The organism is Bacteroides ihuae, assembly GCF_900104585.1.
GTDB classification, from domain to species: domain Bacteria; phylum Bacteroidota; class Bacteroidia; order Bacteroidales; family Bacteroidaceae; genus Bacteroides; species Bacteroides ihuae.
Genome location: NZ_FNVX01000004.1, coordinates 698,756 through 713,367 on the forward strand (window position 1 = coordinate 698,756; position 14,612 = coordinate 713,367).

Consider the following 14,612-nt stretch of genomic DNA (forward strand, 5'->3'; position numbering starts at 1 on the left):
ACCAAGAATATATGCGCTTTCGTTTCGCTCTTGCATCCTATTTATTATGCCTATTCTCTCCTGCTTATGCCGGAGACACGATAACTGTGCAGATCAAAGACCAACTGTCTCCCGTGATACACTACATCGATTTCATAGAGCATAATCCTGCGACAAAATCCTATCTGTCACACCCCGAATACACAGAATTGGAAACAAATTTCAGACGAAGCAATGGCAAAGCTATTCTATTGCAGGAAGGTACGCAAAAGCAAGAGCTTGGCATTATCGCCAAAACCTTTCAGTCCATGGGAAAAGGAATGATATGGGGTAATGCCAGCTATAGAAATGGGACGAAAGATAATGTGAAGTGGAACGAAAGCGCTGATTATCAAATAGTATATCCTTATGTGATGTGCGATACAGTAGGCGGTAATAATCTCAAGTCGGAGGAGTACGCTTTTGCCGGAGGATATGCCCGAAAGCTGGATAATATAACATGGGGGTTACAAGTAAACTACAGAGCCTTAAAAGAATACAGAACAAAAGATCCGAGACCGAACAATACAGCTTCCGACCTCTACTTTAGAGGTGGATTTACCTATAAATTAAATACGAAATACGCACTTGGCACCGGCTTTTTCTTACGGAAATACAAACAAGATAACACAATACGTTTTCGCAGTACGATAGGTGTTGCTACCGTTTACCATTCCACAGGATTAGGTTCTGACATGTATCTCTTTGCCGGCAAGTCAGATGCCTACAGAACATTGTATGATGGTAATGGCTATGGTGCAAATCTGCAACTAATTCCGGTTAAGGGATATGGAGTTACTATTGATCTAGCCTATGATCGCTTTATGTACGAAAAGCAACTAAACGATCTGCTCTATCTGCCAATATCTGAGATCAATGAAAACACATACAAAGCCGGCATTGCATACCGATGGAACAAAAGATGGGGAGCAAGATTTCAACTCAGTTATAAAGAAAGAACGGGTACTGAAAACCGATTTCATATACCTCAAACAAATGTTTATGAGAAAATTGCTTCAGCAGAACTATATTCACACAAAGTAACCGATGCAAAGCTGTCACTACTATATGGAAGAGGAGAGCGCCCTAATGGAACAAATTGGTACATACTCCCTTTTGTCTCCATGAAGCAATCTAAAGAACAATACAAAGACCCTCTCCAAAAGATGAATATATCAACACTTTCAGAAGGGTTACAGATCCTCATATCATCTTCTTTCCAGAAAATCATGCTACATTCGTCATTAAGCATGTCCAACAATCGGAACATGAAAAGCACATTGATTCTTACGAATGTGCCGGAAGAAAGTTATGTGAGCAAGGTTCTACACTGCAATTACGATTATCTATCAGAAAACTATGTTTCCTTTAATCTATCACTACGAGCCGATTATCTACTATCAGGTAACAAAACTCTTTATTTCAAAACAGTAGGAGACTATGTCTCCTACTCTACTGATTTTTATCATAGCACGTTGAGCGTGTCCGCAGGCATTGCTTTCTAATAGAAAGGCTTTTTTCTCTATTGAGAATCAATCATACGACGTTTGAATTTATAATCTCTATCGACCGATAGAATTAAACTGTTGGATCATCAACATTACACTCGTATCTTTGTTTATATTTTATTACCAGCTATATAAAAAAAAGAATTTATGGAAGAAATGAATGTAATGCCAAGAATTGGCGAACTTGCTCCTGAATTTGAAGCAGTAACAACACAAGGAAAAATTAATTTCCCTGGGGATTTTAAAGGTAAATGGGTTATTCTGTTTAGTCATCCAGCCGACTTTACACCTGTTTGTACAACTGAATTTATGGCTTTCGGAAAAATGGCAGCAGAGTATGAAGCTTTGAATTGTCAACTTGTTGGATTATCAATTGATGGTTTGTATAGCCATATTGCTTGGCTGCGAACTATAAAGGATAAAATAGACTACAAAGGGATGAAGAATATCGAAATTAAGTTCCCCTTAATAGAGGATGTCTCTATGAATGTAGCCAAGCTATATGGTATGGTGCAGCCCGGAGAAAGTAAGACTCAGGCTGTTCGTGCGGTTTTCTTTATTGATCCAAAGGGAGTCATTCGTACTATCTTGTATTATCCGCTGTCTTTAGGACGCAATTTTGATGAAATTAAACGTATTCTCATTGGTTTGAGAACAGTTGATAACTTTGGCGTTGCATTGCCTGCCGACTGGCAACCGGGCGATGAGGTGATTGTTCCAACAGCCGGTTCTTGCGGAGTAGCAAAAGAAAGAATGGAGGATAATACAGGTGAGCTAACTTGTTATGATTGGTTCTTTTGTACTCGAAAGTTATCCAAAGAGGATGTTGAAAGCAAATTAAGCGAATAAAGACAAAGCATTTTTAAATAGAACAAAAAATAATAATTATGAAAACATTAAAACAAATTAATTTGAACGAGAAAGAAGTAAATAGTGTAGTGGCTTCATTGCAACAATTGCTGGCCGACTTCCAAGTTTATTATACCAATCTTCGTGGTTTCCACTGGAACATCAAAGGACAAGGTTTCTTTGTTTTGCACAGTAAATTTGAAGAAATGTATAACGATGCCGCTGAAAAAGCAGATGAATTGGCCGAACGTATTCTAATGCTAGGTGATACTCCCTCCAATAAATTTAGTGAGTACCTGAAAGTCGCCAAAATAGAGGAAGTAGACAGAGTTAGCAACGCAGACGAAGCACTGAGTAATATTCTCAAGACTTACTCTTATTTAATAAAAGAAGAAAGGAAACTGCTGACACTTGCGTCAAAAGCGAACGATGAGGTGACTGTTGCCTTGATGAGTGATTTCCTGAAAGAACAAGAAAAGATGGTTTGGATGCTTACTGCCTACAATAGCAAATAAGCTCCTCTTTACTACATAAAGAAGAAAGTCTGGCATTCGTCAATAAGAGTGTCAGACTTTCTTCAATTAATGCCATTCGTCAAGCGTTTCCGCCCAACCGTCCTCATAATTTCGGCAAATCTTACAGCATCGTTATTTTTGTTGCACTAAAATATAAAGCAATATGATAAATAGAATGATGATGTGCATTTGCACAAATCTGGCAATCCTGTTTCCGCTGTCCGCACAAACGGTGAGCGGAAGAGTTCTTGATAAACAAAACAGTCCGTTAGAAGGGATTAATACCGTTATTCTACAGGCTAAAGATTCCACTTACATCACCGGAGGAATCACCGATGCCACAGGCCGGTTTTCTTTACCTGTAGTAACTTCGGGTAAACTCATCCTTCAGTTCTCTTCTATCGGATATCAGAAACATTCCATAACTTTCTCATTGGCGCATGGAAGCAAAAAACAGATAGGTGATGTTACGCTCAGTGAAGATAGCTACCTCTTATCCGGAGTAACGGTAACAGCACAAAAGCCGGAAATGGAACTAACTTCTTCGACTACTGTGGTCAACCTTTCATCGTCGGTTATGGGTTCGCAAGGAACTTTGTTTGACGCCTTGAAAAGGCTGCCGGGTGTGCAAGTCAGACAAGACGGCACCATCTTACTCAACGGACAGACGGGGGCAACGGTCATGATTAACGGTAAGCTCACCTACCTGACGGGGACTAGTCTGGTAGGATATTTGCAAACCATCCCAGCCTCATCAATAGGTAAAATAGAGCTTGTCAGCACCCCATCAGCACAATACGATGCCTCAGGGAAAAGTGGATTGATAAAGATTGAAATGAGTAAAAATAGTGTTCAGGGAATACTTGCTTCTATCAATACAGGGTATCAGCAGCTAAGCAACTATGGCAGAGGAAATGGAGGCTTTGCACTTCAGGTACGTAAGAACAAGCTCAATCTCTCCGCGAACTATGCTTATTATCAGGGAATAGAGATTAACCCCACAGTCATTTTCAGAGACCATACCGATTATGAGCAGGCAACCCTCACACCCGTATACTTAAATCAATTGGCGCATCGAACCTATGACTATAAATACCAATCTTTTAAAATCGGAGTTGATTACGATCTATCTCCCCGTTTGTCTGTTGGCGCATATAGCAGCAAGAGCTGGAACAATCAACTCAGAAAAGAGAGAATGGCATCTACTTTCCTGTCAGCACGTCCTCAGGCCGACTCTACTCTCACAACGTGGAACAGAAACAGATTAAGTCAAAGCAATCAGCAAGGGGGAATGAACGCAACCTATAAATCAGCAAAGAAACTAGAATGGAATACCTTCTTTGATTTCCAAACTTACAATTCGTCAAATAAGCAAGCCCAACAAAGCATATTCCATTCCTACACCACCGAAGAAGATGCACTAGCCGACACACTAAGCGGAAGACTGAAAGCCAACATACATATATATTCATTACAGACAAACATTGAAATGCCACTTACGGACAAACTTCAGTTCAGCGCAGGTGCCAAAACCGCATGGGTGGAAATTGACAACATCACTCAATATGAAAACATGAAAAGCGGCATCTGGGCACCTGACTTAAGCATGAGCAACCGCTTCATTTATAACGAAGATGTCTATGCCGGATATTCTCAGTTGCAGGGACAGATTGGAAAAGCATCCCATTTTGAATTGGGCTTGCGAGTGGAACATACTCGCATAAACGGCAAACTGAGAGAAGACGCATCTAAGAATGACTCAACCTTTCGCACAAGATATACTCAACTTTTCCCATTCATGAAGCTAGAACATCGGTGGAAGAGCGATTATAGTCTGGCTCTCATCTATGGCAGTCGCATAGTACGCCCTAACTATCAAGATATGAACCCCTTTATGAGCATAAACGACAAATATCTATATGAACAGGGAAACGTTCATTTAAAGCCTGAGTTAATTCAAAATATTGAGGTGGCCCTAATGCTAAAAAAGCAATACCGCATGGTACTCTTTGGCACATATACGCAACACCCTATCAGCAAAAGTTACAGAATTGACGATGAAAACCGCGCTTGGGTATATCCTTTGAATCTTTCGTCCGACTATGCTTATGGCACCAGACTGACTGCGATCAATCTGCACCCATTAGAGTGGTGGACACTAAACTCCACCGCAACATGTACCTACAAAAAATATGCATGGATCACGAACGATGAAAAGCAACGCAACAAGATGGTTACTCCAATGATTTATTGTGGCAACCAATTTAGACTAACTCATGGGTGGAATGCAGAAGCCAGTGGGTACTGGAATGGGAAAACCCCAATGGGGCAAGCTACGATAAAATCGCTCTGGTCTGTTTCCGTTGGTGTATCAAAAAGCTTATTTGGCAACAAAGGTTCTTTGCGTTTGTTTGTTGACGATGCCCTATCTTCCCGCTACATACATATCAATCTTACCAGTGTTAAGAAGGAAGCGTGGTATAAAGAGAGAAAACAAGCCTTGGTTGGTATCAGCTTTTCTTATAAGTTCCACCAAGGAGGAGAAGTTAAAGATTCACACGCAAAAAGTGAGATTATTGAGAGTAAAAGAATAAATTTGCAGAAATAACAGAACATCAATGAAAACATTCATTCGTTGGATAGCACCTTTGTTACTAGGCATCGTCATGTTTAACTGCATACGGTTGGTCACTGATCTGCCCCGCAACGACGAGTTCTGGTCTAACTCGCTCCGCTACCACATGCAAGCACTATGCGTTACTATATTGTCCTGTTATTACTTCGATTATCGCATCCGTAAGTTTCTGAGCAAAGACAACTCACGCATCAAGCAATCTACGATAAAAGAGTACCTGCTACTCACCTTCATTGTTTTTGTTTCGTTGAATCTCATGATGATTACAGGTGATCTTACAGGGCTACTATATATGGGCAACCATCTAAACGATTATGTCATAGCCAACGTTATTTACCTTCCGCTTTTTTTGCTTTACTACACCCTTGTACGCAGCTATCTGATTACAACGAATTATCACAAGCAATCACTACAGCTCGAAAAGGTAAAAGTAGAGCAACTGGATATGGAACTTAAATTCCTCAAGTCACAATATCATCCGCATTTCCTTTTTAATGCACTCAACACCATCTATTTCCAGATTGAAGATGAAAATTCTCAAGCTCGTTCGTCTATTGAGTTACTCTCTCAATTGCTGCGATATCAACTATACGACATACAGAAAAAAGTGACCCTCCGGCAAGAGATTGATTATCTGACAGCGTACATTCGTTTTCAACAAATGCGCATGAGTCAGCGGCTACAACTCACGCAAGAATATGATGAAAACATGGGGGAACAAGAGATACATCCATTACTTTTTCAACCCTTAGTCGAGAATGCTTTTAAATATGTAGGCGGTGATTATAACATCTATTTCAGCTTCAAGCTAAATGAAGACCGGCTTCTATTTAAAGCTGAAAACTCCATTCCGGCAAACTCAGCCGAACAGAAGCAAAAGGACAAAGGTATCGGCATTGAGAACCTGAAGAGAAGATTGAACCTACTGTACCCCGAGAAACACCAACTCACGATCACGCACGATAAAGAAATGTTTCGTGCAGAACTCACTCTAAAGCTCGATTCGTATGCAGATTAAATGTGTTATAACAGATGATGAGCCCATCGCCCGTAAAGGCATAAGGAGCTATGTTGAGAAAATAGATTTTCTTCGTTTGCAGGCTGAGTGTGAAGATGCTTTGCAACTCAACAATCTTTTGATGACAGAGCAGGTGGACTTACTCTTTCTTGATATTGAGATGCCTCATCTATCGGGCATGGAGTTTCTTGCACAGATAAAAAACCCACCCAAGGTGATCATCACTTCTGCCTATGAGCAATATGCCTTGCAAGGATATGAACTCAATGTCGTCGACTATTTATTAAAGCCGATCTCATTCGATCGCTTTCTGAGAGCCGTCAACAAAGTACGTGACTTAATAGAGAAAGAGCAACAAGACACCAGTGACTCTTACATTTTTGTGAAAACGAACAAACTATTAAAGAAGGTAACGCTCAGCAATATCCTTTTTATTGAGAGCATGGAAAACTATGTGATCATTTACACAAATGAATCGAAAGAGATCGTTTATACTCCGCTAAAGAAGATTATGGAGTACCTGCCCGACCAGCAATTCCTACAAGTACACCGTTCGTATGTGGTGAATGCCTCTGCAGTGAAAGCCATCGAAGGAAACCAATTGATTATGGGAATGCATAAGATTCCAATTGCCAGAAACATGCGTGAACACGTGTTTGAAACATTATTGAAAAATAAACTAATCTCCAGATAAGTCTTTCTCAGCTTCCCTACCCCCTTAATATGATAGAGAGTAGGGAAGCTGTTTCGTTAAGATAGATTGATCACCGATTAGATCCGCAGCTTTACCCTCTTCAACACTATCTTCTTCCAGATAAGCCTTACAGCCTCTTTCTATTGATTTACTCCCTCCACAAATAAGTTAATAAGCTTTTAAATGTTTTACTTCAGATAGCCATACATTCAGAGCACTCCTCTATTGTTTTACCAAAAATTGCTAAAGAGTGATAATAATAAAATAATGCGTGAGCAATCATTTCTTTATTCTTATGACACCCCAATGTAACTTTCGAGCCGTTCATTTGCAACATAATTTAAGAAATAGCGCTATTTCTTATGTTTTATTGTTGGACATTCAGCTCTATAATGCCCTTGTTATCGCAATCAGCAAGTATTTTTTTATCAATCCCAATATTCACTCTTGAAAAAGAGCACATTGCTGTGATAACTAGAATTATTAAAAAAAAGAGATTTAACTAAAAGTCCCCACTAAAACGATCATTTATGAATCTTAAAAAAAACAAATGGCTTAGTTATGAAAAAAAAGAGAAAAATTGGAAAGTCTTTACTTCTATTGGGGTGTAGTACTTTATCATTATTCGCTTTTGCCGGTACAACTAGAGAGAATGACCGGACAGAAAAGCAAGAAGTGAGAGAAGTAATGCAGTCGCCTTCCGAAAAAAAACTAAAAGGTTATATCAGTGATGAGAACGGTGAACCGATCGTGGGAGCAACCATCTTACAAAAAGGAACAAGCAACGGCGTAGCTACTAGCTTAGATGGAACGTTTACGCTTAGTGTTCCCGGCAATGCTACATTATCTATTTCTTATATCGGCTACCTGAGTAAAGAAATTCCTGTAAAAGACCGCACGTTCATTGCTCTTTCTCTAATCCCTAATAATAAAATGCTCGATGAAGTGGTCGTTGTAGGATTCGGTAAGCAAAAGAAAGAGTCGCTGGTGGGTGCTGTACAGGCCGTTAAACCGGAAGATTTGAAAATGACTTCAAGTAGCCTTACCACCTCTTTTGCCGGAAATGTACCCGGTATTATTGCTCGCCAAACGAAAGGCGAACCCGGAGATGACGCGGCGCAATTCTATATCCGAGGGGTCTCTACCTTCGGCTCAAATACTGCTCCATTGATTATTCTGGACGGTGTGGATATTAATACTACCATGATGAATAACATCCCACCAGAGTCCATTGCTTCTTTCTCCGTCTTAAAGGATGCTACGGCAACCTCACTCTATGGTTCTCGCGGAGCAAATGGTGTGATTATCATTGTCACCAAACAAGGAGAAATTTCGGAAAAGATGTCAGTGGATATCCGTTTTGACAATACATTCTCTATGCCTACGTTTATTCAAAAGATGGCTGATGGTAGCACCTATATGGAGATGTATAACGAAGCAAAGCAGAATGATGCCAAAGCAAATGGTGTGGCATATACTCCTTTTTATAGCCAGGACAAGATAGATAAGACTCGTGCAGGAGCAGATCCTTATCTATTTCCCAATAATGACTGGTATCACATGTTGTTCAAAGACTTCGCTGTTAATCGCAACCTGAATGCCACGGTAAAAGGTGGAAGTAAGAATGTGAATTACTTCTTAAATGCCGGCGTCTTTCTTGAAAACGGAATCGTACGTACTCCCAAAGAGTCGATGGTTGATGTGGCCATGAACAGTAAGAAGTACCTTTTCCAAAGTAACGTAACAGCGCGCTTAACGCCTACCACTAAGATGAGCTTGAATATGAATGCTCAGATTTCACAGTATCATGCACCTTTCTCGGGTACTGATTCGGGTGATTTACGTGGTGAGATGGGACTTCAGGACTTCTTCTATGCTACGATGCGTGCCAACCCGGTACGTTTTGCTGCCGTACTTCCCGGAGAAGTGGACGACACCTTTGTGCGCTACGGTAATAATACATCATGGGACGTAGGTAATGTTGATGTAAACCCGTATGCTAAAATGAGTAGCGGATATACAGAGCGTAGTTATGTATATATGACTACAGCTTTCAATATTGAGCAAGACTTGAAGTTCATTACGCCCGGATTAAGCGTCAGCGGTTTGGCTTCTTTCTATAATTATAGCTACAGCTGGCTGAAAAACTGGATTCAACCTTATTATTATAAGGTTTCAGATGCTTATACCGTGGACGACAAAGGCGGTTACAATTATACGCAATCTCCTATTGGTACTGCAGGCAACACAGCTCTCCAAGCTTCATCCGGTCAGAACCCAACCAATCGCGTATGGTCTTTACAGTCAAAAGTGGACTATGCCCGTACTTTTGGTGCACACAATGTGGGAGCCACATTCGTTTACCACATGAAGGAGACTCGTAACGACAAGAACGGAGGAACCGAGAAAGAGTTACTCCCTTTCCGCGAACAAGGGTTGGCCGGACGTTTGACATACGATTATGATCACCGCTATTTGATGGAAGCAACCTTTGGCTACAACGGCTCGGAGAATTTTATGAAAGGCCATCGTTTCGGTTTGTTTCCTGCTATTGCAGTTGGATGGACAATGTCAAATGAAAAGTTCTTTGAACCTCTTAAAGAAACTGTTAATAACCTGAAACTGCGAGCTACCTTCGGATTGGCCGGAAATGACGCCCTTGGCACACGTTTCCCCTATATAACGGAAGTTAGTCTTAATAACACATTGGATTGGCAGTCGGGTACAGACTATTCCACTGTGAGCGGTCCGCTAATTAAAGTTTATGGAAATCAAAACGCTACCTGGGAAAAGTCGAAAAAGCTAAACTTAGGTATTGACTTGAGCTTTATGCACGCATTGGATTTCAGTCTGGACTATTTTAGAGAAGATCGTACAGGTATTTTCATGCAACGTCGTTCTATCCCTTCTACATTGGGATTTGCCAACAATTTGCCCTATGCCAATATCGGTGCGGTGAAAAATCAAGGTATAGACATGAGCCTCGTTTACAACAAGATCATCAGCAAAGACTGGAGTATCCGTCTGAACGGAAGTTTTACTTATGCTCATAATGAAGTGGTTGATAAGGATGAACCTGAAAACGTAGAGCCTTACTATTCAGAGATAGGACACCCGATCAATAGCATCCGCGGATATGTGGCCGATGGACTATTCACTTCGCAAGAAGAGATCGACAACTCTCCCAAACAGACCCTTTCAACCTATACCATAGGAGATATTAAATATAAAGATTTGAATGGTGACGAAAAAATAGATGGAAATGATATCACCACCATTGGAAATCCGGAAATACCGGAGATTGTTTACGGTTTTGGCGGTACGGTGAAGTATAAGAAGTGGGATGTATCACTCATGATTCAAGGGTCGGCAAAAGTAAGCCTGATGATGGAAGATATACACCCGTTTGCCGATGCAGCACATCAAGGTTATAATATCTCGCAAGCCATTGTCGATAATCACTGGTCGGAATCAAACAACGTTGCCAATGCAGCTTATCCCCGTCTATCTCCTAATTTTCTTCAAAACAATGTGCAGCCTAGTACTTTCTACCTGCGCAATGCAGCCTATTTACGTTTAAAAAGTGCTGAGATAGGATATACCTTTTCCCCTTGGCTTCGTATGTACGCATCAGGAACCAATCTGCTCACGTTCTCTCCTTTCGATCGTTGGGATCCTGAAATGGGTAGCGGCAATGGCTTAAACTATCCGTTGCAACGTACCATGAAGATCGGTATTCAGTTTCATTATTAATTAGATTAATAGATACACGAACAATTATGATAAAGAAAATATATACCCGGTTATGTTTCATTGCAGCGAGCTGTCTGCTATGTACTTCCTGCGATTTTTTGGATGTCGTTCCTCAGAGTTCGGCTACAATAGACGATATTTATAAGACCCAAAACAAAGCAGAGCAAATGGTACTTTCTTGCTATAAGGAAATACCGAACTCTTTCAATCCGCAAGCTTTCCCCGACTGGACAGCCGGAAATGATCTTATGACAGGATGGTACGGCTCCGTACGTTGGTTTCACTTTAAGAGCCTGCTTTATGGATTGGAATCTCCTACTTCCACCTATTATTCGCTGTGGAGTAATACAGCAGCTTCTTATCCTGTTGGCGTACAGACAAAAAACATCTGGGAAGGAATCCGTTATTGCTATAATGTATTAAATAATATCGATGGTGTGCCTAACATCGATCCTCAGAAGTTGAACTATTATAAGGGTGAAGCTTTGTTTCTGATAGGATATTATCATCAACTCATGTTGGAATACTATGGTCCGGTTGTGCTTGTAGAAAGCGAATTATCCGAAGGAAGCACGTCGGCAGAAATGAATGTGGCACGTGCCCCTTATGACCAGTGCGTAGATTTTATCGCCAAAAAGTACACGGATGCAGCCGAATTACTTCCTGCCCGCTGGCCCGAAACTGGTAATTATAACCGCGCAACCTCTGCCGCCGCACTGGGTTTCAAAGCACGTCTGATGTTATATGCTGCTTCGCCATTGGTTAATGGAAACAGTGCATACTATTCCAACTTCAAGAATCCTGACGGCACTCCGTTAATGAACTTGACTTACGATAAGGAAAAATGGAAAGAAGCAATGGATGCAGCAAAAGAAGGTATTGACCTTTGCGAAAAAAACGGATATAAGCTTTATGGAAGTCCGACTTCCGATCCTCAAACAGGAAAGGACAACTACCATTCTGCATTTACGGGGCCTTCCGGTAAGTTCAACCTCGATAACTGGAATGAGGTGCTTTTGGGTAACTCTAATCAGAGTACAGTGAGCTATGTCATTAAGAACATGGCCCCACGTATCGGAGTGAAAGCATATTCCGGTGAAGGCTTTCGTGGTTACCTCGTCCCTACATTTGATTGTATCAGTCGCTATTATACAAAAAATGGATTACCCTGGGATGACGATCCCGAGACGAAAGGTCTCGATCCGTATGAGATTGCTCCGGGAGACAGCACCGTGCGCTTCCATCGTAACCGTGAACCTCGTTTCTATGCTTCCATTGGTTTCGATCGTGGAGAATACGAGATACAAGGTGGAACGCGCATCCTCCATTGTCGTCGGGGTGAAGAACAACAAAATGATGGTGACGTGAGCCACGAATATCAGTCCGATAATGGTTACTTCTGTCAGAAGTGGGTATCGAAAGCAGACTCATACGATTGGAATGCTAAGAAATATACCAATAGTTCGTATGTTATTCCTTTCTTGCGCCTGAGTGAACTCTATTTGAATTATGCTGAAGCCGACTTTGAATATAACGGAACGCTGAGCAATTTGAGCTTGTCTTATCTAAATAAGATACGTGAACGCTGCGGCTTACCTACTTTTCAAGAATCGTGGGCAAAAGCAGGCGGTATCCCTACAGGAGAAAAATTACGCGAAGTTCTACATGACGAACGTAGTATAGAACTTGCCATGGAAGGTCGACGTTTTCACGACATCCGCCGTTGGAAGATTGCCGATAAAGAAATGATGCGCTATCAGTCGGCATGGAACCTGGAAGGGAAAACAGCTACAGAATTTTATCAGCTGAAGCAGATGAAAGAAAGTGGAACCCGGGTATTTGAAGCTCCCAAGAACTATTGGTTGGCCATTCCTTTGGACCAAATTCAGGTGAACCCCAACTTAGTACAGAATCCGGGATATTGATAAAAGCGGATTGCTGATATAAGTACTAACAAGAAAGAGGGTGCGTCAAAAAGTTGACGTACCCTCTTTCTTGTTAGTATACTATAATTAATACGCTGCATCGGGAGTAGTTACCCTGATCAACTTCGCATTAACAAATTCATAAATGCCCGCAGGTGATTGTTCCCTGCCATATCCTGAGTTCTTCGTTCCGCCAAAAGGCAGTTCAGGAGCGATACCGGTAACATGGTTAATGTAAACCATCCCCGTATCTATGCGACGAGCTACCTCTACCGCCTTGTCCGTATCCGTTCCAAAGACCGTACCTCCCAAACCAAAAGTAGTATCATTGGCCAGTTCAACAGCCTCGTCTACATCCTTCACAGAATAAACGACCAATACCGGACCAAATATCTCTTCCGAATAAGCATTCATATCCTTTGTGATTCCGGTTAAGATGGTTGCTTCCATAAAGGCACCCGGACGATTGAGGCGCTTCCCGCCCGTAACCAGTTTGGCACCCTGTTTCACAGCCGTCTCCACTTGCTTCATCACATCTTCCACAGCCTTCTCGCTACTCAGTGGAGCCAAGTCTGTTTTCGGATCGAGTGGATCGCCCACTACCGCACTTTCGAAGATTGATTTAGCCTTCTCAATAAACTGATCTACAACAGATGCCTGTACAATGATTCGTTTCGGCGACACACAAACCTGTCCCGCATTCCATAACCTTCCAGCCGTTGCCGTCTTCACTGCTTTGTCAATGTCCGCATCGGGCATCACAATAAAGACATCACTACCGCCAAGTTCCAATGTAGATTTCTTAAGATACTTACCTGCCATCGAAGCAAAGCTAGCACCCGCAGGTTCGCTACCCGTTAGCGAGGCACCCTTAATACGAGGATCAGCAACTACCTCGGAAACCTTTGAGCCCGGAACAAACAAATTGGTGTACACCCCTTTTGGAGCACCCGCCTCAGCGAATATCTTCTCCATTATCTCAGCGGCCTGAGGCACATTAGAAGCATGTTTCAACACAACCGTATTGCCCGCCATGATGTTCGGAGCAGCCGAACGAGTTATCTGATAAAATGGAAAGTTCCAAGGTTGAACGCTTAGCAACACCCCTATCGGTTCGTAACTAAGAAAAGCCTTTCCATTTGGAGTATCTAGTGGAGAATCTGCCAAAAACCTGGCACCATTAGTGGCGTAATAATCAAAGATATCAGCAGAAAGTTCTACCTCTCCAATACCTTCACCGAGTAACTTGCCCATCTCAATAGAGCAAAGCTTGCCTAATTCTTCTTTTCTTTTTCTTAATATTGTAGCTACGTTATGCAGCAATTCAGCTCTTACGGCAAAAGATGTTTTCCTCCATGTTTTAAATGCCTTATCGGCATTCGATAAGATGGTATCTATTTGCTGTCCCGTCATCTCCTCATATTCCTTTTCAACCTTATTGGTTGCAGGATTAACTGTTTTAATACTAGACATGGTTTTTATAGTTTTAAAATTAATACTATGAATTGGCACCAGATACATTTGAATTTTTGACCCTTTATGATTATCCGAGTTTATCTATTTCTGACAGATCGTTCACTTTATATCTTTTGTCTTTGCATAGTATAACATGGGAAAAGAACGAAGGTTTATAGAAGAAGCTATAATCTATCATTTTGTAACAGGACTAAAGATCTTTTCAACCTATTTATACAATT

At 41.3% G+C, this 14,612-nt stretch carries 9 protein-coding genes; 8 read left to right on the top strand and 1 reads right to left on the bottom strand.

Features of this window, described 5'->3' with window-relative positions:
- Positions 1-11: 11 nt before the first annotated feature.
- The 8 genes from BQ5338_RS03685 to BQ5338_RS03720 all read left to right on the top strand — a co-directional run bounded on the left by BQ5338_RS03685 (position 12) and on the right by BQ5338_RS03720 (position 12,915).
- Positions 12-1,523: a DUF6850 family outer membrane beta-barrel protein gene (locus BQ5338_RS03685; RefSeq protein ID WP_071145443.1), complete on the top strand. Its 1,512-nt coding sequence runs from the start codon at positions 12-14 to the stop codon at positions 1,521-1,523.
- Positions 1,524-1,673: 150 nt separating this feature from the next.
- Complete coding sequence (locus BQ5338_RS03690) at positions 1,674-2,375, top strand: peroxiredoxin (RefSeq protein WP_071145444.1); 702 nt, start codon at positions 1,674-1,676, stop codon at positions 2,373-2,375.
- 38 nt (positions 2,376-2,413) lie between these two features.
- Positions 2,414-2,890 (top strand): Dps family protein, encoded by a 477-nt coding sequence (locus BQ5338_RS03695; protein WP_071145445.1) that lies wholly within the window; start codon positions 2,414-2,416, stop codon positions 2,888-2,890.
- A gap of 163 nt (positions 2,891-3,053) precedes the next feature.
- Complete coding sequence (locus tag BQ5338_RS03700) at positions 3,054-5,498, top strand: outer membrane beta-barrel protein (RefSeq protein ID WP_078063384.1); 2,445 nt, start codon at positions 3,054-3,056, stop codon at positions 5,496-5,498.
- Between the two features lie 10 nt (positions 5,499-5,508).
- Positions 5,509-6,543, top strand: coding sequence for a sensor histidine kinase (locus BQ5338_RS03705; protein WP_071145447.1), 1,035 nt, complete (start codon positions 5,509-5,511; stop codon positions 6,541-6,543).
- A complete protein-coding gene (locus BQ5338_RS03710; protein ID WP_071145448.1) occupies positions 6,533-7,237 on the top strand; it encodes a LytR/AlgR family response regulator transcription factor in 705 nt (234 codons plus the stop codon). Before BQ5338_RS03705 ends, BQ5338_RS03710 begins: the two co-directional genes overlap by 11 nt.
- 561 nt (positions 7,238-7,798) lie before the next feature.
- Entirely contained in the window at positions 7,799-10,990 is a 3,192-nt protein-coding gene (locus tag BQ5338_RS03715; RefSeq protein ID WP_071145449.1) for a SusC/RagA family TonB-linked outer membrane protein, read from the top strand.
- A gap of 29 nt (positions 10,991-11,019) precedes the next feature.
- A complete protein-coding gene (locus tag BQ5338_RS03720) occupies positions 11,020-12,915 on the top strand; it encodes a RagB/SusD family nutrient uptake outer membrane protein (protein ID WP_071145865.1) in 1,896 nt (631 codons plus the stop codon).
- A gap of 87 nt (positions 12,916-13,002) precedes the next feature.
- Here the strand turns inward: BQ5338_RS03720 and BQ5338_RS03725 are convergent, their stop codons facing one another.
- Positions 13,003-14,388 carry an NAD-dependent succinate-semialdehyde dehydrogenase gene (locus BQ5338_RS03725; RefSeq protein ID WP_071145450.1) on the bottom strand — a complete coding sequence of 462 codons (1,386 nt, stop codon included), beginning with the start codon at positions 14,386-14,388 and terminating at the stop codon, positions 13,003-13,005.
- Positions 14,389-14,612 lie beyond the last annotated feature (224 nt).

Coding starts and splice junctions, on each gene's coding strand:
- BQ5338_RS03685 (WP_071145443.1), top strand. CDS start 12: ATGCGCTTTCGTTTCGCTCTTGCATCCTATTTATTATGCCTATTCTCT.
- BQ5338_RS03690 (WP_071145444.1), top strand. CDS start 1,674: ATGGAAGAAATGAATGTAATGCCAAGAATTGGCGAACTTGCTCCTGAA.
- BQ5338_RS03695 (WP_071145445.1), top strand. CDS start 2,414: ATGAAAACATTAAAACAAATTAATTTGAACGAGAAAGAAGTAAATAGT.
- BQ5338_RS03700 (WP_078063384.1), top strand. CDS start 3,054: ATGATAAATAGAATGATGATGTGCATTTGCACAAATCTGGCAATCCTG.
- BQ5338_RS03705 (WP_071145447.1), top strand. CDS start 5,509: ATGAAAACATTCATTCGTTGGATAGCACCTTTGTTACTAGGCATCGTC.
- BQ5338_RS03710 (WP_071145448.1), top strand. CDS start 6,533: ATGCAGATTAAATGTGTTATAACAGATGATGAGCCCATCGCCCGTAAA.
- BQ5338_RS03715 (WP_071145449.1), top strand. CDS start 7,799: ATGAAAAAAAAGAGAAAAATTGGAAAGTCTTTACTTCTATTGGGGTGT.
- BQ5338_RS03725 (WP_071145450.1), bottom strand. CDS start 14,388: ATGTCTAGTATTAAAACAGTTAATCCTGCAACCAATAAGGTTGAAAAG.